This is a genomic window from Streptomyces sp. EDA2-14 (assembly GCF_054963755.1).
This window is the reverse complement of sequence record NZ_JBUEGE010000028.1, coordinates 51,143-71,750: the sequence shown is the minus strand read 5'-3', so window position 1 is coordinate 71,750 and position 20,608 is coordinate 51,143. Positions and strand designations below refer to the sequence as shown.

The 20,608-nt window shown below is 69.5% G+C and carries 17 protein-coding genes; 8 read left to right on the top strand and 9 right to left on the bottom strand.

Translation table 11 applies throughout. From position 1 onward, the window contains the following. Positions 1–68: 68 nt before the first annotated feature. Positions 69–380 carry a DUF397 domain-containing protein gene (locus ACY34M_RS39110; protein WP_462723097.1) on the bottom strand — a complete coding sequence of 104 codons (312 nt, stop codon included), beginning with the start codon at positions 378–380 and terminating at the stop codon, positions 69–71. 205 nt (positions 381–585) lie between these two features. On the opposite strand from ACY34M_RS39110, the gene ACY34M_RS39105 reads away from it, so the two are divergent. After that, the gene (locus tag ACY34M_RS39105; RefSeq protein WP_462723098.1) at positions 586–1,566 is read left to right on the top strand and encodes a hypothetical protein; all 981 of its coding nucleotides are present in this window, start codon (positions 586–588) and stop codon (positions 1,564–1,566) included. Between the two features lie 78 nt (positions 1,567–1,644). Here ACY34M_RS39105 and ACY34M_RS39100 read toward each other — a convergent pair whose 3' ends face one another. The 6 genes from ACY34M_RS39100 to ACY34M_RS39075 all read right to left on the bottom strand — a co-directional run bounded on the left by ACY34M_RS39100 (position 1,645) and on the right by ACY34M_RS39075 (position 9,481). Then, a complete protein-coding gene (locus tag ACY34M_RS39100; RefSeq protein WP_462723099.1) occupies positions 1,645–2,997 on the bottom strand; it encodes a S8 family serine peptidase in 1,353 nt (450 codons plus the stop codon). Positions 2,998–3,138: 141 nt separating this feature from the next. Next, positions 3,139–4,500, bottom strand: coding sequence for a S8 family serine peptidase (locus tag ACY34M_RS39095; protein ID WP_462723100.1), 1,362 nt, complete (start codon positions 4,498–4,500; stop codon positions 3,139–3,141). Positions 4,501–4,588: 88 nt separating this feature from the next. Further along, the gene (locus ACY34M_RS39090) at positions 4,589–6,133 is read right to left on the bottom strand and encodes a hypothetical protein (protein ID WP_462723101.1); all 1,545 of its coding nucleotides are present in this window, start codon (positions 6,131–6,133) and stop codon (positions 4,589–4,591) included. Positions 6,134–6,177: 44 nt separating this feature from the next. Continuing rightward, positions 6,178–6,522, bottom strand: a complete 345-nt coding sequence (locus ACY34M_RS39085) for a hypothetical protein (protein WP_462723102.1) — start codon at positions 6,520–6,522, stop codon at positions 6,178–6,180. A gap of 119 nt (positions 6,523–6,641) precedes the next feature. Further along, positions 6,642–7,913 carry a S8 family serine peptidase gene (locus ACY34M_RS39080; RefSeq protein WP_462723103.1) on the bottom strand — a complete coding sequence of 424 codons (1,272 nt, stop codon included), beginning with the start codon at positions 7,911–7,913 and terminating at the stop codon, positions 6,642–6,644. A 17-nt stretch (positions 7,914–7,930) separates the two neighbouring features. Further along, the gene (locus ACY34M_RS39075; protein ID WP_462723104.1) at positions 7,931–9,481 is read right to left on the bottom strand and encodes a type VII secretion protein EccB; all 1,551 of its coding nucleotides are present in this window, start codon (positions 9,479–9,481) and stop codon (positions 7,931–7,933) included. Between the two features lie 258 nt (positions 9,482–9,739). Here ACY34M_RS39075 and eccE point away from each other — a divergent pair, with 258 nt between their 5' ends. The 3 genes from eccE to ACY34M_RS39060 all read left to right on the top strand — a co-directional run bounded on the left by eccE (position 9,740) and on the right by ACY34M_RS39060 (position 15,776). After that, positions 9,740–11,134, top strand: coding sequence for a type VII secretion protein EccE (eccE, locus tag ACY34M_RS39070; RefSeq protein WP_462723105.1), 1,395 nt, complete (start codon positions 9,740–9,742; stop codon positions 11,132–11,134). Continuing rightward, on the top strand, positions 11,134–12,855 hold the full coding sequence (locus tag ACY34M_RS39065; protein WP_462723106.1) for a hypothetical protein: 1,722 nt from the start codon (positions 11,134–11,136) through the stop codon (positions 12,853–12,855). The genes eccE and ACY34M_RS39065 overlap by 1 nt, the downstream gene beginning before the upstream one ends. Positions 12,856–13,106: 251 nt before the next feature. Further along, on the top strand, positions 13,107–15,776 hold the full coding sequence (locus ACY34M_RS39060) for an AAA family ATPase (RefSeq protein ID WP_462723107.1): 2,670 nt from the start codon (positions 13,107–13,109) through the stop codon (positions 15,774–15,776). Between the two features lie 84 nt (positions 15,777–15,860). On the opposite strand, the gene ACY34M_RS39055 is transcribed toward ACY34M_RS39060, so the two are convergent. Then, positions 15,861–16,604 carry a sporulation protein gene (locus tag ACY34M_RS39055; RefSeq protein ID WP_462723108.1) on the bottom strand — a complete coding sequence of 248 codons (744 nt, stop codon included), beginning with the start codon at positions 16,602–16,604 and terminating at the stop codon, positions 15,861–15,863. A 341-nt stretch (positions 16,605–16,945) separates the two neighbouring features. Here ACY34M_RS39055 and ACY34M_RS39050 point away from each other — a divergent pair, with 341 nt between their 5' ends. From ACY34M_RS39050 to ACY34M_RS39035, 4 genes are all read left to right on the top strand, one after another. Beyond that, positions 16,946–17,284 carry a WXG100 family type VII secretion target gene (locus ACY34M_RS39050; protein WP_462723109.1) on the top strand — a complete coding sequence of 113 codons (339 nt, stop codon included), beginning with the start codon at positions 16,946–16,948 and terminating at the stop codon, positions 17,282–17,284. 102 nt (positions 17,285–17,386) lie between these two features. Then, positions 17,387–18,658, top strand: a complete 1,272-nt coding sequence (locus tag ACY34M_RS39045; protein WP_462723159.1) for a WXG100-like domain-containing protein — start codon at positions 17,387–17,389, stop codon at positions 18,656–18,658. A gap of 52 nt (positions 18,659–18,710) precedes the next feature. Next, positions 18,711–19,061 (top strand): hypothetical protein, encoded by a 351-nt coding sequence (locus ACY34M_RS39040; RefSeq protein ID WP_462723110.1) that lies wholly within the window; start codon positions 18,711–18,713, stop codon positions 19,059–19,061. Between the two features lie 5 nt (positions 19,062–19,066). Further along, positions 19,067–19,705 (top strand): hypothetical protein, encoded by a 639-nt coding sequence (locus ACY34M_RS39035; RefSeq protein ID WP_462723111.1) that lies wholly within the window; start codon positions 19,067–19,069, stop codon positions 19,703–19,705. A 75-nt stretch (positions 19,706–19,780) separates the two neighbouring features. Here ACY34M_RS39035 and ACY34M_RS39030 read toward each other — a convergent pair whose 3' ends face one another. After that, positions 19,781–20,452, bottom strand: a complete 672-nt coding sequence (locus ACY34M_RS39030) for a hypothetical protein (protein WP_462724137.1) — start codon at positions 20,450–20,452, stop codon at positions 19,781–19,783. Between the last annotated feature and the right edge of the window lie 156 nt (positions 20,453–20,608).

Genomic DNA, 20,608 nt, shown 5'->3' with positions numbered 1-20,608 from the left:
CACCTGCGGGTCATGCTCGGCCGGGTGACGGTCGGCCGGGTGACGGTCGGCCGTCTGACAGTCGGGCGCTACGCTTCAGCGCCGCCGTTGTTCGGGGCTGCCTCCAGGTCGAACTCTCCGTCTCGCGCGCCGAGTACGAACGCCGTCCACTCCGACTCGGTGTACCGCAGCACCGTCTCCGGCTCCAGCGACGAACGCATCGCCATGGCACCGTCCGGCAGCTTCGCGATCTCCACGCGCTCCTCGTGCTGCTCGGTGCCGGGTGCGCTCTCCCACTCGACGCCCGAGATGTCGAGCGCGTACAACTCGTCCTTCTCGCGCTCCTTACGGACCCGGGCCTCCTCCGGCGTCTCCTCCGGCACCCCGCCTGTGGTCCCCACGCCGCATCAGCCCTTTCCGTTGCCCTGCGATAATCACCGCCAGCTTAGTGGGATTTGACGGACGACCACGGCCTCTGGCGCCAGACGCCCCCCATCGAGCGACCGAACCAGGATCTTTGGTGGAGGAAGCGGCCCTCGGGACGCGCGGGTCCCGTGCGTCCGGCACGATGTTCCGACACATTCGCACGCGAGGGGGACTTCAGCAGTGAGCAGCAACCATCCGGGCCCGTACGCCGGCCGGCCCCAACAGCCGGGTCCGTACGGCGCACAGCCCGGACCGTACGGCGGCGGGCAGGTCCCGTACGGCGGCCAGCCCGGACCGTACGGCGCCCAGCCGGGCCAGCCGGGCCAGCCGGGCCAGCCGGGCCAGCCGGGGCAGCCAGGTCCGTACGGGCAGCAGGTCCCTTACGGCCAGCCGCCGCAGGGCGGTTACGGGTTCCCGCAGCAGCCGGGTGGATATCCGCCGCCTCCGCGCCGTGGCGGAGCCGGCAAAGCCCTGGGGATCACTGCCGGTGCAGTGGTGGCTCTGGCGGCGATCGGCGGCGGTCTGTTCTGGTTCTTCGGCTTCAAAGGCCTCAAGGACGACGGTCCGCACAAGCTGACCGCGCCGTCGACGATGTCGTTCGCGACGTATTACCGCGCCGGCGACCCGGCGGATCCCGACCTCGCGACGGAAGATCCCAAGAAGCTGTCGTGGTACGAGATGAAGAAGCCCACGGAGATCGCCGTCAGCTACTCCGACGAGCTTCTCGACAACGCCGGTACCTCTGATCCGGACGCGGCCCAGGACACGTTGCAGCGTGCGCAGAACAGCAAGAGGTTCTCGGTCACGGGTGCCTACGGCGAGTTCCGCAAGCCCGAACTGGCCCTGTCCTACTACTTCGAACTCGTGGAGAAGAAGCTCACCGATGCCGCGGACAAGGCCCCCGGCCATGTCATCTCGTCGCTGGGCGTGCCGGAGGAGACGGAGTCGGACTCGCTCGACGGCGCGGTGATGAGCTGCGCGGACCTCAAGGTGGACAGCTGGGACGACGACGACCCGGCCACCGAGACGACGGTGTGCGGTTGGGCCGACTACTCGACGGTCGGAGTGGTCACTCCGTACGACGGGACCCTCCGGGTGTCGAAGGAAGACTCGGCGGAGCTCACGGGACACATCCGCAGCGAAATGCGCGTCGAAAACTAGCGGACCGGCAACCACGAGGCCCGTGACCAGCCGCCTGGTCACGGGCCTCGATGCGTCATCCGGTCGGCCGTTCAGTGCCTACTGTCGCGGGGGACCCCACTGCGGGGGCTGCTGGTGGCCGTAGGGGCCGCCCTGCTGGTAGGCGGGCGGGGGCATCGTGCCGGGGGCGCCGGGTCCGCCGGGGCCGCCGCGGTTGTTCTTGTTGCGGGACACGACGACGATGACGATGATCACCGCGATGAGGACGAGGGCGCCGATGCCGATGCCGACGTAGAGCATCAAGTTCGAGCTGTCGTCGTCCGAGGACGAGGCGGTGGGGGAGGAGTCGTCCCCGGCCGCCTTGCCCTTGTCGCTGCCGGAGGCCTTGGGGAGCGAGGAGAGGTCCCACGGGCCGTTCGCGCCGCCCTTGGGGATGTCATCGGTGAGCGCCTTGCGGGGGCTCAGGTCGCCGTAGCCGTGGTAGGCGTCGGGTAGCTTCGACTTGTCGACGCCCTTGGCGATGTACGTGGACTTGATGATGCGGTTGACCAGCTGGCCGGGGGTGTAGTCCGGGTACTTCTGCTTCAGGAGGGCGAAGGTGCCGGAGGCGATGGCGGCGGACATCGAGGTGCCATCAGTGGTGAGGTAGTTGCTCTTGTGTGAATTGCCGTCGGCGTCCTCGAAGTCGCCGTTCGCGGTGGCCATGATGAGGCTCTTCGCGGGGGCGGTGAACATCAGGGACTTGGAGTAGTTCGAGGCGCCGTTGTCGTCGTCCCAGCGATTGCCGTCCTGGGTAGAGCCGCCGACCTGGACGACTCCGGGGACGGAGCCGAGGCCCCTCTTCTCCTCGGCGCCGTCGTTGCCTGAGCCCTGGACGACAACCACGTTGTGGTCGATGGCGTAGGCGATGGCTTCCTTGTCCACCTCGTCCGCGTAGTCCTGGCCGACGGAGATGTTGATGACGTCGGCGCCCTGGTCGACGGCGTACTTGATTGCCTCGTCCCATTCACAGGCATGCGGATTGTCGGCGCCGACAGGGCCGCCTTCGTTCTCGAAGATGTCAATGGGGAGGATCTTGGCGTCCGGCGCGAGCCCGAGAATGCCTTGGCTGTTCCCAGCCCCGTGGCCGTGGCCCGCGATGAGCGAGGCCATCGCAGTGCCGTGATCGTCGAGGGTCTCCTTATTGGCCGGCTGGCCGTCCTTGCAGCGCTTCCCAGGAAGGACGTTGCCGGTGAGGTCGGGGTGTGTGCCGTCCACGCCGTCATCGAGCACAGCGACGGTGACGCCCTTGCCTGTGGCGGTCTTGTGTACGTCGTCAAGGTTGAAGGCCTTGTTCTGCCACTGTTTGTCGCGGGTCGCGTCCGCCGATGCGGCCGTCGCGGTGCCGAGCACCAGGGCTCCCACCATGGCCGCGCCGCCGATCGCGCGTAGCGTCCTGTGCGCGAAGCGCATGCTCTGACACCTTTCGTGGTGAATTTTCGTGCTGCTGTGCGTGGTGTCCACGACCGGTACGTGCGCAGTGGCATGCGTGAGGCCCGTGGCCAGGTGGGTGGTCACGGGCCTCGGTGCGTCATCCGGTCAGCCGGTCTGTGCCTACTGGCGCGGGGGACCCCACTGCGGGGGCTGCTGCTGGCCGTAGGGGCCGGGCTGCTGGGGCGGGTAGCCGCCCTGCTGGTAGGCGGGCGGGGGCATGGTGCCGGGGGCACCGGGGCCGCCGGGCCCGCCGCGGTTGTTCTTGTTGCGGGACACGACGACGATGACGATGATCACCGCGATGATGACGAGGGCGCCGATGCCGATGCCTACGTACAGCAGCATGTTCGAGCCGTCGTCCGAGGAGTCACTGGCGGAGTCGGTTCCAGACGTGGAGTTTCCGGATGCCTTGTCCTTGCCGGGGGCATTGGGGAGCGAGGAAAGGTCCCAGGGGCCGTTCGCGCTGCCCTTGGGGATGTTGGTGGTGAGGGCCTTGAGCGGGCTCAGGTCGCCATAGCCATGGACCTTGTCCGGGAGCTTCGACTTGTCGACGCCCTTGGCGATGTACGTGGACTTGATGATGCGGTTGACCAGCTGGCCGGGGGCGTAGTCCGGGTACTTCTGCTTCAGGAGGGCGAAGGTGCCGGAGGCGATGGCGGCGGACATCGAGGTGCCGTCGGTGGTGAGGTAGTCGCCCTTGTGGCTGTTGCCGTCGGCATCGTCGAAGTCGCCGTTGGCGGTGGCTACGGTGATGCTCTTGCCGGGCGCAGTGAAGAGCAGGTCCTTGGAGGAGTTCGACTCCTCCCAAACGGTGCCGCTCTGGGTGGAGCCGCCAACCTGGGAAACACCGGGAACGGAACCGAGGCCGTCCCTTTCCTCGACTCCGCTGTTGCCAGAGGACTGGACTACGACGACGTTGTGGGCGAGCGCGTAGGCGATCGCTTCCTTGTCGCCTTGGCCCGAGTAGTTCTGGGAGATGGAGATGTTGACGACGTCCGCGCCTTGGTCGACGGCGTACTTGATCGCCTCGTTCCAGGTGCAGGCCGCTTTCTTCTCCGCGTCGACGGCACCGCCGTCAGTGGCGTAAATGTCCACGGGGAGGATCTTCGCGTCCGGAGCCAACCCGATCATGCCCTGGCTGTTACCGGCGCCATGGCCGTGGGCGGCGATCAATGAAGCCATGCCCGTGCCGTGGTCGTCGGTGATTTCGCGGTTGGCGGGCTGGCCGTCCTTGCAGCGCTTACCTGGGAGTACGTTGCCAGTCAGGTCGGATTGAGTGCCGTCCACGCCGTCGTCAAGCACGGCGACCGTGACACCCTTGCCCGTGGCGACTTTGTGGACGGCGTCGATGTCGAAGGCCTTGTTCTGCCACTGACCGTCTCTGGTCGCGTCTGCCGAAGCGGCCGATGCGGTGCCGAGCACCAGGGCTCCCACCATGGCCGCGCCGCCGATCGCGCGTAGCGTCCTGTGCGCGAAGCGCATGCTCTGACACCTTTCGTGGTGAATTCCGTACTGATGTACGTGGGGCCCACGACCGGCAATGGTCGTGGGCCCCACGAACGGTATCTGGTTACTCGATAACGGGCGGATTGGCCTTGCGGTCCTTGGGCTTCCAGGTCTCCTGGTCCTCGGTGAGGTAGTCAGGGAGACGGCTGGTGTTTCCGCCCTCGCCGCGCTGCTTTCCGGCGCCGCGTCCGCCGGCGGCTCCGGCGGGACCGAAGCCGTTGCGGCCGTTCTGGCCCTTGCCTCCGGCTCCGGCGCCGGCACCACCCGCGCCCGCGCCACGGTTGCGAAGTCCCGTGCCGCCAGGGGTGAATGCGCCGCCGGTCTTGCCCTTGGCGCCGCCGACAACGCCGCCCTTCAGGCGTGCCCCGGCGCCGGACTTGCCGCCGAGCCCCTTGCCGGCCGCACCACCCGCGCCGTGGGCGCCGCCGCCCATGCCGCCCATACCTCGGCCCGCGCCCGCGCCGCGACCGGTGCCCGCGCCGGTACCTCGGCCCGCTGCACTCGCACGCCCGGCCGCACCGCCGCCTGCGCCACGGGCGAGTCCCGCCGCGCCGCCGGCGAGTCCGCCCGCCATGCCACCGGCCATGCCGCCGCTCAGACCGGCTCCGCCGGCACCGGCTCCGGCGCCACCGCCGATGCCGCCGCCGGCTCCGAGGCCGCTGCCCGCTCCGGTCGCGGAACCCGGGCCGCCGGTGAGGCCGGGGGAGGCGCTGTCCAGACCCGTACCGATCTGGGACGGGGGAGTGCCCGAAGCGGTCGGCGACTTCAGCCCGCTCGTGTCGAAGCCGGGGATACCCTGGCCCGCCCCGCCTCCGCCGATGCCACCGCCACCGCTGATACCCGGGTTGGCGCCGCCGGAGCCGGGGACGTTCATGTCGCCGGGACCCTTGACGTCAGGTTGCTTGGGCATGGTCGGCGGCGTGTACTCGCCACCCTTGTCGAGGGACGACGCGTTCGCCTTGTAGTTGTTTCCCAACCGCTCCATATGGGTCGCAGCCTCGAGCGCCGCCTGCTTCTTCGCGCCCATCTTGTCGCCCCACTTTTCCATGACCTTCTGGGTCGGCAGGCCGCTGGCGAGGTCGGCGTCGATGCTGCTCCCGGAGCTCCTGACGCTTTGGTACAGCTGGTAGTCGGCGTACAACGCACTGGCGGGATTGGCGACCATCATGGCGTAGTCCTTGGCGGACATGTTGGTGAACATGTCCGTCGCGGTGTCCCACGCCTCGTCCCACCAGCTGACGTCGATGCTCTGGACCTGGTCCTGGATCTCGTAGAGCTCGTCCGCGGAGTTGCTCATGGCCTTGCCGGCGAGCTGGGCGAAGTTGCCACCCTTGGCCATCTCCTGGCTGATCTTGTCAGCCTCTTGCTTGAACTTGTCCGCGGATGAGCCCTTCCACTTCTCCAGGACCTTCTTCACCGCGTTGTCGAACTGCTGCTTGAGGCCGCCGCTGCCGTCGGAGCCCACGAGGTGCTCGTGGACCTCGGTCCAGTTCTGCGCGACCTCCTTGACCGTCTGCGGCTTGGCGTCCGCGACCATCTGCTTCAGATTGTCGAGGTCGTTCTGGTTGAAGTGGGTGTCCCAGCCTTTGCCTGATCCGCTACCGCTCAAGCCGCCACCCGACGGCGCGTCAGCCACCATCTCCCCGTCCCCCTTCAGGCGTTGCGGTTCGCGACGCCAGAGTTGCCGGTCTCCTTGACCGTGTTGTCGGCCTCGGCGTCCTGGTACTTGCCGCGAGCCGTGTCCGTCTTCTTGCCGAACTTGTCGACGAGCTTCTCGATCTTCTCGATCATCTCGACTTCGATCTTGTGCTTCATCTCCCCGTGCGCGTCGTACAGCTCTTGCGCCTCGGAGAACCCGTTCCCCAGTGCTCCGTTCGGCAAGTACGTCCCGTACTTCGCCTTGTCCTTCGGCCCGTTCATGTCAGCCAGGACCTGGTTCAACTCCTTGACCACCTGGTCCAGGGCGTCAAGATCGACCTCGTAACCACCATCAGCCATCGCAGGCCGCCTTCCCCGTTCTCCCCTAATTCCTTTGTGTCGCGCGTAGTTCAGTACGCAGACAGCTTCTCTAGGATCGCTCCCCGCACACCGGACTCACAAGTCGAGCACAGGTTCCCTCACAGAACGTCCTCGCCGCGCCGCCGCAGCCAGTCGCGGCGGGCCATCGCGCCGGCCGTGATGACCGCGAGGCCGATGCCGCCGCCGATGACCAGGTACGTGCCGTAGCGGGCGTTGCGTTCCGCAGGGGTTTCGCCGAGGGTCAGCTTCGCGGCGATGATCTTCTCGCCGGAGCCGTTCGTCACCGTGCCCTTCTGCAGGTCCTTGTTGGTGGGCTGGCGGGTCGGCTCCGTGTCGTCCTTGATGGCCGTGACCGGGTCGAGGACGCCCCAGCCGATGTTCTTGTCGTGGAACGCGTGCGTGCGCATCGCCGTCGACTCGAGGTGCCAGATGACCTGCTTGGGCTCCCAGTCCTTGTGCTGCTGCATGAGCAGCGCCGCCACGCCGGTCGCGTACGGGGCGGAGAAACTGGTGCCCTGGTCGACGCACTGACCGCCGGCCGGAACCGTCGAGACCATGTCGACGCCGGGTGCGGCGATGTCGACGTAGTCGTTGGGGGACGAGAACGGGGCGCGTTCGTTGTTGCGGTCGGAGGCGGCGACCGACAGCACGTTGGAGTTGGGCAGCGCGGCCGGGTAGCTGGTGGAGGGCTTGCCGCTCTCACCGCTGTTGCCCGCGGAGGCGACGATGAGGACGCCGGCCTTCTCGGCACGGTTGACGGCCGTGATCAGGGGGCCGAGATTGGACGGGTCGGCCGTGGTGCCCTGCGAGATGTTGATCAGCTTGATGTCGTTCTGAACGGCGTGGTTGATCGCGGCGACCATCGACGTCAGATTGCCGCCCGCCTCCTTCGTGCTGGTCTGCAGCGGGATGACGGTGGCACCGGGCGCCATGCCGTGGAAGCCGGTGCCGCTGATCTTGCGGGCGGCGATGATGCCCGCGACCTTCGTGCCGTGACCGACCTCGTCCTTGGTCGCGCTGGAGCCGGAGACGAAGGACTTGCCCTTGGCGACGGCGCCGCTGAGCTGGGTGTTCTTCGTGTCGGTGCCCGTGTCGATCACGCCGACCTTGATGCCTTGGCCGTTGCCGTGCGCCCACAACTGCTTGGTGATGACGCGCTGCAGGGACCAGGGGGTGCCCTTGATGACCTTGCCGCCGAACTGGCAGTCGGTGCTGGCCAGTTGGGTGCCGTCGTCGGCGGCCGCGGGGGCGGCGGCCGGGCCCGCGACGCTGAGCGCCGCGAGCGCGGCGGTGGCCGCGAGCACGGCCGCGCCGCGCCGGGCGGGCGAGGCGGTCGCGGCCGTGGTCGCCGGGGGAGCGGTGGTGTCCATGCTGTACGCCCTCCCGGTCACGAGTTCTGCGTCTGCTTGGCGGCCTGCGTCGTCAAGTCGGGGCCCGACGGCAGGAGTTGGGACCACACCTTGGGGACCTTGACCGCGTTGACCTCGCCGTAACCGAGCCGGGCCTTGGACTGGTTGACTTCCTTCTTCGCCGATCCGGAGGTGTTGCCGGAGTCGTTGTTGACGGGAAGGTAGTAGCGCAGGCCGGTGTCGGTGACCAGGTAGTTGAAGCCGCTGGAGGAGGAGCCGGTCTCCTCCTGGTACAGCATGCCGCTGCCGGGGCTGACGTAGGACGAGGCGCTCGCGGAGATCTTCCCGATCGGCAGGCTCTTGCCCGCCCATAGGCTCCGGGCCCCGCTGTTGTCGCCCTGGTAGACGGAGCAGGAGACTTCCTTGCCGCCGGAGTTCGCCTCGGAGTTGGCGCGGGTGACCTTCTGCTTCGGCCAGTTGAGCTTGCCGCCGGCCTTCTGCACCGCCGGAGCGTTGTCGTACAGGGATCCCTCGGTGGGGTGAATGTCCGTCTGCTGGACCTTCATGTACTCCGGGGCGCCGTCCGGGTACGCGGCGCCGACGGTCTCCTTGAGCAGGGTCGCCTCGAAGTCCGTGATGGCGATCAGGCGGTCCTTCTCGACCAGGTACTTCTGGTTCTGGGCGCCCTCGATCAGCATGCCGACCTTGTCGTGCCCGGAGGGCAGTCCGGCGGCGCTCGAGGGGCCGCCCAGGCCGTCGACGCTCGGCAGGGAGATCGGGACGGGGGCCTCGCGGAGCGTGTTGAGCCAGTCGTCCGACACGGTCTGCGGCTTGGCCTCCGCGCCGAAGAGCGTGGCGATCAGCGAGTCGAGACCACCGCCGGGGCCGTCGGTGAGGCGGTAGGCGACGCCGTTGCTGCTCACCAGGTACGGCTTGCCCGCCTTGTCCTGCACGTACAGGGCCTGGCCGCTGCCGAGCCCGCCCTTGCTCTTGGACGTGACTTCCGCCTCGTCGTTCTTGTCGAGGACGAAGACGGTCTGCTGCACGGACGCGGTGTCCGAGCCGCCGCCCGGCTGCTGGCACAGGGCCCAGGTCTTCGCCGTACCGGCGTCCTTGGTGGTGGGCATCCGGTCGGGTGCGTAGGGAATTCCCACCATGGAGCCCTGCGTGATGTCGGAGTCGTCAAGGAATTTCTCCTTGACCTTCTTCACAGCATCTCCGCCGGTCTTTTTCGGGTCCAGCAAAAGTTTCGCGGACGCGAGGTTCAGGACCGGGTGCAGGACGCCGACGGCCTTGCCGTTCTTGTCTTTCGTGTCCGAATTGAGAACCACGTACCGGGTCGCCGACGGATCCGTGACGATGATCCCGGCCTCGGCCTTGTCCCAACCCTTGGGCGCCACCGGGCTGATCATGCCGCAGGCGCCGAAGCCTGCCAGGACCACCACGGACATGACGATGCCCGGGACCGCGTGCTTGAGCGGCCGCGGGGCGCTGTCCACCGATCCATTGGGGAGTGGCTTGAGAAAAGCGGCAACGGTCCGCTTGCGTGCGAAATTGTAGGCATTCAGCTCATCACGACGTGATGCCATCGTTACGTATTCTCCCCGTCTTCGCTGGACCGTGCTGGACTATTGCTGCTGGCCCACTTCTCGACCACCCCCGGCGCATGCGCCGCACGGGCCTCTACTATGCCGTGTGGTGATCGGGCCGTAGCGTACGGGTACGGTTTTTCCACGCGCCAGCCGACGTTGGGTCCCGATGGCCCCGGGGCGGTCCGATTCCGACCGATTCCACCCAGCCGGCCATCACGATTCAGCACAGCAGCGAGCGAAGGAGCAGGGCGGGGGATGTCCAGCGCCAGCAGGACCCGACAGCGTGGCAATCAGGGGCGACCGGCCCCGAACGGGCGCCGCGGAGGGGGCCGTTCCGGCGGCCGCCCCACCGGCCGACCAGGTGGGCAGGGCGGGCGCGGTGGTCGTACCGCGCAGGCCGCGCCGCCGCCGCAGCAGGAGGCCGTAGGTCCGGCCAGGCCCAAGCTGCCGCGCAAGATCGGCAGCTTCGGACCGATCAGCACGCACCACTTGGTCATCATCGAGATCGCGCTGGCGCTCGTCGTGGCGGCCGCCGCGATCAAGGCGGTGCTGATGGTGCCCGCCGCCATCGTCGGCGGGCTGCTCGTCTTCCTTCAGCTCGGCCGGCGCCGCCGCCACCCGCTGCCCGAGTGGATGGCGATCGGCCGCGCCCTCAAGCGCCGCCGCCGCGCCTTCAACGGTCCGCCGCCCGCCGACATCGACAGCGGCTTCGCCCCGCTGCTGGAGGCCGACCCGAGCCTGCGCACGTACGAGTACGAGGCCCGGGACCGGCGGCTCGTCGGTTTCGTCGGTGACGGCTCGTTCCTCACAGCACTCGTTCAGGTGGACTCCGCGCCCGGCCCGCTGCGCCCGCAGGGTGACGCCCGGCCGCTGCCCATGGAGCTGCTCGCCGACTCCCTGGACGTCGAGGACATCCACCTCGAATCCGTGCAGCTGGTGCAGTACACCCAGCCCGCGCCCGCCCCGCACCTGCCGGCGCAGGCCCTCGCCGCGCAGGCGTACGCCGCGCTCCAGGCGCAGGCCGGGACCCCGGCCGTACGGATGACGTGGGTCGCGCTCAAGCTCGACCCCGAGCTGTGCCCGGAGGCCGTGGAGGCCCGCGGTGGCGACCTGCGCGGTGCCCAGCGTGCGCTGCTGCGCGCCGCCGACCAGCTGATCAGCCGGCTCAACGGCCAGGGCTTCGTCGCCGAGGTCCTCGACGAGAACGCCGTGCTCTCCGCGCTCTCCGTCGCCACCTGCGTCAACCCGCGCGCCAACCTCAACGCCCAGTCCCAGCAGGGCCGTTCGGGTCCGCGTACCGAGGAGAGCGTGCGCGCCTGGCGGTGCGACGACCGCTGGCACGCCTCGTACTGGATCGGTACCTGGCCGCAGCTCGGCCGCGGTGGCACGCCGCTCGGCGCACTCGCCTCCGGCCTGTCCACGACCCGTACGCTCGCGACGACGTTCAGCGTCGCCCTCGCGCGCGCGGGCCGTGAGGACGTCGCGGTCAGCGGACACGTGCGCCTCTCCGCGCGCAGCGAGAACGAACTCGGGCAGGCCAAGCGCGAGCTCGAGCGCGCCGCCTCCGGCCTCAAGGCCGGCCTCGTCCGACTCGACCGGGAACAGCTGCCCGGCCTCCTCGCCACTCTTCCCCTCGGAGGCACGCGCTGATGAGCACCCCCGGAAACCAGGATCCCCGCGCGCAGCTCACGCCCGAGCAGCAGGCCGAGCAGGAGCGGCGCGCCGCGGAGGCGGCGGAGCGGCGCAGGCAGTGGGAGGCGCAGCAGGCCGCCGCCCAGCAGCAGCCGGCTCCCGAGGCGGGCGGGTACGGCTACCCGCAGCAGGAGCAGCAGCAGTTGACGCCGGAGCAGCAGGCTGCCGAGCAGGAGCGGCGTGCCGCGGAGGCGGCGGAGCGGCGCAGGCAGTGGGAGGCGCAGCAGGCCGCCGCCCAGCAGCAGCCGACGCCTGAGGCCGGCGGGTACGGCTATCCGCAGCAACAGCAGCAGCAGCCGACCCCCGATGCCGGTGGCTACGGCTATCCGCAGCAACAGCAGCCGACTCCCGAGGCGGGCGGCTACGGCTACCCCCAGCAACAGCAACAGCAGCAGCCCACTCCGGAGGCGGGTGGCTACGGGTACCCGCAGCAGCAGCCCACTCCCGAGGCGGGCGGGTACGGCTACCCGCAGCAGCAGCAACAGCAGCAGCCCACGCCCGAGCAGGTGGCCCACCAGCAGGTCGCGCAGCAGCAGGCGGCGCAGCAGCAGGCCGCCGCCGAACAGGCCGCGCAGCAGCAGGCCGCAGCCCAGCAGCAGGCCGCCGCGGCTCAACATGCCGAGGAACAGCGGCAGTTGCGCGCCCGCTACCAGGAGGAGCAGCGCCGCGCCGAGGAGGCCGAGGCGCGCCGCCGCGAGTGGGAGGACCAGCAGCGCCAGCAGCACATGGCGCAGCAACAGCAACTCGCGGCGCAGCAGCAGGCCGCCGCCCAGCAGCAGTACGCGCAGGCGCAGCCGGAGGACCCGTCCCAGGGCGTCGTCGGCGGTATCGCCCAGGTGCCGCAGCAGGCCACCGCGCAGACCGGTGCCACCATGACGTACGCGCCCGCGCCGGAGGTCGGCTCCGGCCGGCCCACGCACCGGGCCCTGCCCGACGAACCCTCCGGCGACGACGACTTCGCGGAGTTCGAGGAGGAGTTCACCAGCCCCGGCTACGGACTGCGCGGACCGCGCCGCCGTCGGCACGTCATGCCGAAGAAGTCGCTCGGCTCGCTCGGCGTGAGCGTCGGGGACGACGGTGTCGTCATCGGCGTCGACCCGCAGGGCGCGCCCGCCGTCCTCGACGTGCTGCGGCCCAGGCCCCGCGAGATCGTCGTCGTCGGCTCGATGTGGACCGCGCAGATCATCGCGCTGCGCACCGCGGCCATCGGCGCCCGGATCGCCGTCGAGTCCGTGCGGCCCGCCGCGTGGGCGCCGATGGCGCAGGCCGCGGGCGGCGGACTGCAGTGCGTGTCGGTGTACGAGCCGCGCCAGATGGCCGCGCAGGGCGCGTCGGTCGCGAGCCCGGTCCTCGTCGTACGGGACCTGGGCGCGCAGCCCGGACGGTCCCAGATCGCGCCGACGCCGTGGCAGTCGACGCTCACCGTCGTGCCCTTCCTCGGCCCGCGTGCGCCGCGACTGCTCGCCCGCGCCGACGTGATCGGACTGCAGAACCTCTCCCCGCAGGAGGCCGAGGTCATCGGCCGCGTGCTGCGGCTGCCCGAGCAGCTCACCCAGACGCTGCCCACGCTCAGCGACGCGACGATGTTGTGGATCGCGGGCGACAAGCGCCAGTTCGTGATGGTGCAGCCGACGGAACCGGAGACCGGGCTGCTCGGCGGCCCGCGCCGGATGGACTGACGAGGGACCGGTTCGACAGCGACCGGAGCGGTGGTGGGCGGCCCGAGAGGCGGGTGGTGCCGTCGAGAGCGGGTACGTGGTGACGTGTACCGCCTTTACGACGGCCGCCCCGAACCGTTTACGCTGTCCGGACGAACGGCTGAGACGCAAGTGACGCGGGGCCGCCGCGACGGTCGGGGGCGACGACGCGCGACCCACCAGGTCCCGCCGGAACCGGTCGTTCAGGTGCACAGCAGAGACCAGGAGGCACAGTGACCAGTGACCGGGACCAGCGGAACCCGGACCCCGGCGACGGTTCGATCGAGACGGAGCTGACCGGCGAGTTCCGGCTCGATTTCGACGCGCCGTCCTGGTACGCGCAGCCAAGCGAGTCGAACACGACGCCGCCGTCCGGCACGCCCGCGAACTCCTCGTCCGACGCGACGTCCGGTGGGAACGCGACCTCCGGTGGGAATTCGACGTCCGGTGGGCACGCGACTCCTCCGCCGCCCGCGCCGGCCGCTCCCGGCTTCCCGTCCTTCGGGGGCCCGGGTACGGGTACGGGTGCTGGGGACGCGACGCCTCCGGCCGCTCCGGCTGCACCTCCTGCCGCACCGCCGGCGGCGCCTGCCGCACCTCCCGCCGCTCCTGCGGCTCCCGAGGCCGAAGCCGCCCCGTCGAGCCACCGGTCCGGCACGGTCGATCCCACAGGTGACCTCTGGGGGGACGACGACGATGACGACGACGCCGAGGACACCTCGGACTCCGCGACGGCCACGTCCGAGACCGCGCCGTCCGCGGACGCGGTGGACGTGAACCAGGCGGCCGACACGGCCGGTTCGCAGGTGCCCGGCGCTCCGGAGGCCGGTGCTCCGGCTCCGGCCGCGCCGCAGCCTCCGGTGGCGCCGAACGCGGCTCCTGCCGCGCCTCCGGCCGCCCCCGCGCAGCCGCAGCCCACTGCCGGTGGTTACGGCTATCCGCCGCAGCAGCCGCAGCCGGGTCAGCCCGCTCCGGGTGCGCCGCAGCCGCCCGCGGCCGGTGGGTACGGCTATCCGCAGCCGCCGGCGCCGGGTTACGGCTACCCGCCGCAGCAGCCCGGCCAGCCGGGCCAGCAGCAGCCGGGCCAGCAGCAGCCCGCTCCCGGTCAGCCTGCCCCGGGTCAGCCCGCTCCGGGTCAGCCCGGTCAGCCGATGCCTCCGCAGCAGCAGCCGCCGCAGCAGCCGGGTCCGTACGGTCAGCCCCCTGCGCAGCCGCAGCCCACTGCTGGTGGTTACGGCTATCCGCCGCAGCAGCCGCAGCCGGGTCAGCCGCAGCCGGGTCAGCCCGCTCCGGGGGCGCCGCAGCCGCCCGCGGCCGGTGGGTACGGCTATCCGCAGCCGCCGGCGCCGGGTTACGGCTACCCGCCGCAGCAGCCGGGCCAGCCGGGCCAGCCGGGCCAGCCGGGCCAGCCGCAGCCTCAGGCGCAGCAGCAGCCCGCTCCCGGACAGCCCGCTCCCGGACAGCCCGGTCAGCCGATGCCCCCGCAGCAGCCGGGTCAGCAGGCTCCGGGTCAGCCCGGCCAGCCGGTTCAGCCTCCTGCGCAGCAGCAGCCCACCGCCGGTGGTTACGGCTACCCGCAGCCCGGTCAGCCCCAGCCCGGTCAGCCCGCTCCGGGCCAGCCGGCTCCCGGTCAGCAGCAGCCCGCTCCGGGTGCCCCCGCCCAGGGCTCGTACCCGCAGCCGGCCGTCGACCCGCGCGCAGGCTGGGACCCGGGTGCGGGCCAGCAGCGTTCGGCGCCGGGCGCACCGCTCGGCTACAACGCGCAGGTCGAGCTGAGCTCCGACCGCCTTCTGCGCAACCAGCCCAAGCGCAAGAACAACAACAAGGGCCCCAGCAAGTTCAAGCTGGGCGCCAAGGCGGCCGAGGCCGAGCGCCAGCGCAAGCTCCAGATGATGCGCACGCCGGTCACGTCCTGCTACCGGATCGCCGTGATCAGCCTCAAGGGCGGCGTCGGCAAGACGACCACCACGATGTCGATCGGCGCGACCCTCGCCTCGGAGCGCCAGGACAAGATCCTGGCGATCGACGCCAACCCGGACGCCGGCACGCTCGGTCGCCGCGTCCGTCGCGAGACCGGCGCGACCATCCGCGACCTGGTGCAGAACATCCCGCACCTGCACTCGTACATGGACATCCGCCGGTTCACCTCGCAGGCCCCGTCCGGCCTGGAGATCATCGCCAACGATGTGGACCCGGCTGTCTCGACGTCCTTCAACGACGCCGACTACCGGTCCGCGCTCGACGTCCTGGGCAAGCAGTACCCGATCATCCTCACCGACTCGGGTACCGGTCTGCTCTACTCGGCGATGCGTGGAGTCCTGGACCTGGCCGACCAGTTGGTCATCATCTCGACGCCGTCCGTCGACGGCGCGTCCAGCGCGAGCACCACGCTCGACTGGCTGTCGGCGCACGGCTACGCGGACCTCGTCCAGCGCTCCCTCACCGTCATCTCCGGTGTCCGCGAGACCGGCAAGATGATCAAGGTGGACGACATCGTCAGCCACTTCGAGACGCGCTGCCGCGGCGTGGTCGTCGTCCCGTTCGACGAGCACCTGGCGGCCGGTGCCGAGGTCGACCTCGACATGATGCGCCCGAAGACGCGTGAGGCGTACTTCGAGATCGCGGCGCTGATCGCCGAGGACTTCGCGCAGCGCGCCGAGGCCCAGATGCAGGCGGGCGGCATGTACGGCGGCCAGCAGCCGGGCATGCCCCCGGCCGGCTATCCGCCGCAGCAGGGGTACGGGCAGCAGCAGCCCCCGGCCCCGCAGCAGGGCGGTCAGCCCGGCTACGGCTACCCGCAGCAGCAGCCGCCCCAGCAGCCGCAGGCGCCGCAGCAGCAGCCCCCGCAGCAGCCGGGGGGCGGCCTGCCGTCGGGCTGGACGAACCAGCCGCCGCCGCAGTAGGCATCCACGTACAAGCGGTAACGAGGGAGGGGGCCGCGTCCGGTGTGGACGCGGCCCCCTCCCTCGTACGTGCTGCTCATGTGCTCACCGCTGGAAGGTCGACCGCAGATGCTGGTCGAGCCAGGCGGTCCAGGCCGGTACGTCGATGTTGTCGTACGGGAAGGCGAACGGCCCGTACCTGCCGGTGACCAGGTCGAGAGAGTCGTGACGGGCGAAGAACATCGACTCCAACTGCCCGCCGGGCCGCCGGTACTCCGGCGGGAACCACATCTCGATCTCCTGCCAGAAGTCGGCCTGCGAGTTGTGGCCACCGGTCGGCGTGCCCTTCTTCACCTCGGCCTCGTCGAAGCGGAAGCCGAGGTTGGCGTACGCCTGCAGCAGTGCGTCCTGCGCGGGCAGCGCGTGCACCTGGATCTCGTCGAAGTCACCGCGGTCCACGGCGTTGTCGACGGTCAGCTCGGTACGGACCGCGACCCGCGCCCCCTTCAGCGGCCGCCCGCCAAGGAAGTGCGTCAACGGGGTCTCCCACGGCACCTCGAACGAGACCTGCCCGTCTTTCGTCTCCCCGGCCTTCAGCTCGAACTTCTCGCCGAGCACGAGGGACTTCACGACCCCCGGATTGCTCCACAGGACCTCGGTCTCCTCCAGGTCCTCGAACCGGGTGACGATCTCGATCCGGACCCGCTCGACCTCGATGTCCACCGAGCCGCCCTTCAGCTGCACATTGCAGTGCAACTGGTCCCCCGGCCGTACGGCGCTCGCACTGAGCGTGGTCTCGACCTCGGGCGCACCGACACCGAGCGAACTGAGGAACTTCCGAAAAGCCACGAATACCCACTCCCCAAGCCACCGGCTCCTCCACCTGGACCCTCCAAGCCCGCCGTGACCCGCCGGGGAACCCTAACGTGGCGGTGCGGGAAGGGACTTGGCCAGAAAGGATTTGATGACCGGCGCCACCGCGAAGCCTTTGCCGGGTGGCTGAATCAAGTTGTTCCGCATCTGCGCACCAACAGCCGAATGGCAGCAGAACGGTAACGCATCACGGTGACTGTGGTGCGTGTGACGTGTGAAGATGCCGTTTGTCCGGCTCTGGCCGATGCGGCAGTCGACTAATCTAGTGGCCGGGATTCGACTGTGGTCCCGACAATGACAGGCAGCAGGGGGATGACATGGCGGGCCCGCAGTTCGATGTCGATCCGGACGTCCTGAAGGCGCAGGCGCGGAGCTTTGACCGGATGGCGAGCGAGTTCGCCACCAAGTCGAAGGCATTCGAGGAACGGATCAAGGCGCTCGAAAAGGGGTGGGGCGAGGACGACGTCAAGGTCGTCAGCGCGCTTCTCGATGTGTACGGGCCGGTGAGCGGAGGCATCCTCGGCGCTCTCGAGCACCTCGGCGAGGCCATGAAGGGCGTGGGCGAGAAGCTCGACTCCACGGCGCGCAGCTATGAGCAGACGGAAGAGGATCATTACCACGCGCTGAAGCAGGCTGCTCAGCAGCGTCACGGCTGATCCGACTGCGCGCGGCCCTCGGGTCGCCCGTCCGTGTCCAATCCGCGTGCGCCGATACGGCGGCGCAGCTCTGTGTCCTGAGGGGAAAATCCCGTGTCCATTATGTTGCCTGGGGAACTCGACTGGGTTCTCGATCTTCTGGGTTTTGAGTGGCCGAATATCGACGAGGACCTGCTGTATCAGGCCGCTCAGGAATGGCGTGACTTCGGGCAGGCCGTTTCTGAGTACCAGGAGCAGGGCAATACGGCGGCGAGCCTCGTCGTGAGCGCGCACGTCGGTGATGCCGCGGACGCCTTCATGAAGGAATGGGGCAAGTTCGCCGACAACGGCCTCGGTATCGGTGGACACGGCATCGGCTACCTGGACGGTCTGGCCGGCGCCGGTGAAGTACTGGCATTGATGCTCGAGATGTGCGCGATCGCCGTCATCGCTCTGAAGATCTTCGTCATCGTCCAACTCATCGACTTGGCCATCGAGTTCGCCATCGCCCAGGCGTCTGCGCCTGTGACGCTGGGCGCCTCCGAGGCCGCGCTTGCCGGCCGCGTCGTCATGATCCGGATGCTGGTCAAGCGCGCCCTGACCGAAGCTGCGCAGAAGGTCGAAGAGGCGGTCATCAAGGCCGTCAAGGAGCGCGTCGTCGTCAAGGCCAAGGACATGGCCGTCGACCTGGCGAAGGACGTAGGCAAGAAGGTGGCCGGCGAGCTGGCTTCCCAGGGCATCAAGGCATCGTTCGGTGCGGGCGGCAGCTGGGGCGAGAGCCTGACGTCGCTGGGCGTCGCCGCCGCCAACCCTGTGCTGGGCAAGGTCGCCGGGGAGATCAAGGAAGACGACGACGGTTCCGGCTACCACTTCGAGACGAAGGCGGGCGGCAAGGTCGTCGAGGGCGCTATCGACACGGCGAAGGGCGACGACGGCGGCCTGTCGAAGATCGCGCAGGGTTCCGGCGAACTCTTCAACAACTTCACGGAGAAGAAGGGCGAGGAGTCGGGCAGCGGCACGACGTCGGAGTCCGGTGGCGGTTCCGGAGAGGGGTCGGGCGGCGGTACGACATCGGGATCGGGCGGCAGTGCGACGTCGGAGGCCGGTGGCGGCTCCGGAGAGGGGTCCGGCGGCGGTACCACGTCCGAATCCGGCGGCGGGAGCACTTCGGGGTCCGGCAGCGGTACGACGTCCGAGTCGGGTGGTGGCACGACGACCTCGGAGTCCGGTGGCGGTACGGCCCAGGGGGCAGGAGAGGGCACCTCGCAAGAGTCGGGCAGTGGCACCTCGCAGGAGGCCGGCGCTGCACAGGCGCCGCCGGAGCCCAGGCAGGGCAGTGCGACGAGCGCCGAAGGTGTTCCCGAGAAGGATCGCGTCCGCACCGTATTCGGCTGACCGACCACACCGACATCCCGCCGCACCGCCCCGACGAGGAGACCAGCACACCATGAGCACCGGAAACCGCTTCGAGCCACAGGGCGAGCGTGAGTACCCGATCGAGGACAAGAATCTTACCGAGGAGCAGAACGAGCACCTGACGGAGTCGTTGCGCAAGGTGCGGGACATGAAGAACGCGCCGCCTGCGTTGCAGGATCTTGCGCGTCAACTCCTGGGTGGGCGTATGGAGTTGAAGGACGTGCTCGATTCCTCGTCCGGGCACCGTGCCCTGGGTGAGGGGCTTGCGCCGTTGCGGGAGCAGTGGCGGAACATGTCTCCCCAGGAGCGGCAGCGGGTGCGGGACTACGACCCGGACGAGGACCCGAAGAACGCCCCCGGACGTGACGGCAGGATTCGGTAGGAACTGTGGCTACCAACAGCGAGGCGTGGCAGCGGCATCGGGCTCGACGGTCGTTCGTGTACCGGCGGGGGGCGGGCTGGATCTTCGGAGCCGTGCTCGTCGTGTTCGCCGTCAAGATTCTCATTTCCGCGGGAAGTTGGGCCGGCTGGCGGGTTACTCCCGCTGACGGGGTCGGCACTCAAGGACTGTTCAGATTCGCCGCGTGTGCGCCCGCAGGAGACGACTACCGGTGCACAGGCGCTTTCCGGGAGGACGGCGGGGACCGCCGGACGTTCGACGACGCCGTCTTCGTGGCCCACTCCGACGAGCTCAAGGGCAGCCTGGCGGCTGTGTACCGGGCACCGGACGGCGGCTACTCGTACGACAACCCGGGAGAGGTCACCAAGGGGATGCTCGGTGGAGCGTCCATGGTGTTCGGCGCAGCCGCGTTGATGATCGGCACCGGCACCTTCTTCCTGGCGACCGGGTATACGCCGCGCCCGCCGCGGATGTCCGGCAGCTGGTCCCGGTGGGGTCGGGTCTCCTTCGGAGAGGCGTGGCAGGTTGTGCGCTCGAGCGCCCTGCTCCTCTGGTCGATCATCGCCTTCTGCGTCCTGGGTCTGGTGTTGCTGGCGACGGGGCCGCTGGTGGTCTTCCTGACTTGACGGAGAGCACAGCGACGCCGTGGGCCCCGAGTCGTACTCGGCTCGGGGCCCACGTGCGTCACTTGTGTTTGCCGGTCAGATGAAGATCTTTGTCAGGATGATGCCGAGGACGGCGGCGGATGCCACCGTGATCACCGAGCCGCGGGTCCCCGGGCCGACGCTCTGGCGCCAGGCGACCTTGAGCGGGAGGCTTCCGCCGCCCCCTCGCGGCCAGTCGGCCTTGAGGCAGAAGATTCCGGCGGCGAGGAAGAAAAGGCCGCCCAGCGCCATGAATGCGGACCGCTCCGTCTTCTCTGGGTTCGACGTGTTGAACTCGCCGAGGAAGTTTCCGAGGACCGAGTCGGGGTCCAGTCGGGCCGTGTGCAGTTCTGTGCCCTTGCCTCCGGTGTTCATCAGCTCGCGGAGGTAGGCGTCACCGTCCGAGACCGGGGCATCCCCGGGCTGCAGCGTCATACGAACGGACGTGGCGGCCGCGGTGTTCCCGTCGGGGCGGAACTCGCCGTTGCACGTCACCTGCAGTTCGTGCGTGGAGCCGTTCTTGCGGGAGCTGCCGCCGGGAGTCCTACTGAAGGTCTCTTCGCATGAACTCGCCGTGAATGTCCCCCCAGTTCCGATGTTCCCGCTGGAGTAGACAGCCTGGAACGAGAACCAGGACGCCAACACCACGAAGACCGCAATGAATATGAATCCGAGAATGCCGCGGTCCCGCAAGCGGGCCTTCGACTGCTGTTCCACAGGCTGACTCACGAATACCGACCTTCGGTGGTGGGGGGAGGGCTACGACCGCGGGCTCGCAGGCCCGGTCCGTTAGGGTACGGGACGCGATGCACCGCGCCTGAGCTCGTGCGCGAGCCCGATGCCGGAGGTCGGTGGTGAAGGCGATTCGCCACGTACACATGACAC

Excerpts from the sequence above, each read along its gene's own strand:
- ACY34M_RS39100 (WP_462723099.1), bottom strand. The coding sequence starts at position 2,997 with ATGCGCTTCGCGCACAGGACGCTACGCGCGATCGGCGGCGCGGCCATG.
- ACY34M_RS39095 (WP_462723100.1), bottom strand. The coding sequence starts at position 4,500 with ATGCGCTTCGCGCACAGGACGCTACGCGCGATCGGCGGCGCGGCCATG.
- ACY34M_RS39085 (WP_462723102.1), bottom strand. The coding sequence starts at position 6,522 with ATGGCTGATGGTGGTTACGAGGTCGATCTTGACGCCCTGGACCAGGTG.
- ACY34M_RS39080 (WP_462723103.1), bottom strand. The coding sequence starts at position 7,913 with ATGGACACCACCGCTCCCCCGGCGACCACGGCCGCGACCGCCTCGCCC.
- ACY34M_RS39075 (WP_462723104.1), bottom strand. The coding sequence starts at position 9,481 with ATGGCATCACGTCGTGATGAGCTGAATGCCTACAATTTCGCACGCAAG.
- eccE (WP_462723105.1), top strand. The coding sequence starts at position 9,740 with ATGTCCAGCGCCAGCAGGACCCGACAGCGTGGCAATCAGGGGCGACCG.
- ACY34M_RS39065 (WP_462723106.1), top strand. The coding sequence starts at position 11,134 with ATGAGCACCCCCGGAAACCAGGATCCCCGCGCGCAGCTCACGCCCGAG.
- ACY34M_RS39050 (WP_462723109.1), top strand. The coding sequence starts at position 16,946 with ATGGCGGGCCCGCAGTTCGATGTCGATCCGGACGTCCTGAAGGCGCAG.
- ACY34M_RS39045 (WP_462723159.1), top strand. The coding sequence starts at position 17,387 with ATGTTGCCTGGGGAACTCGACTGGGTTCTCGATCTTCTGGGTTTTGAG.
- ACY34M_RS39040 (WP_462723110.1), top strand. The coding sequence starts at position 18,711 with ATGAGCACCGGAAACCGCTTCGAGCCACAGGGCGAGCGTGAGTACCCG.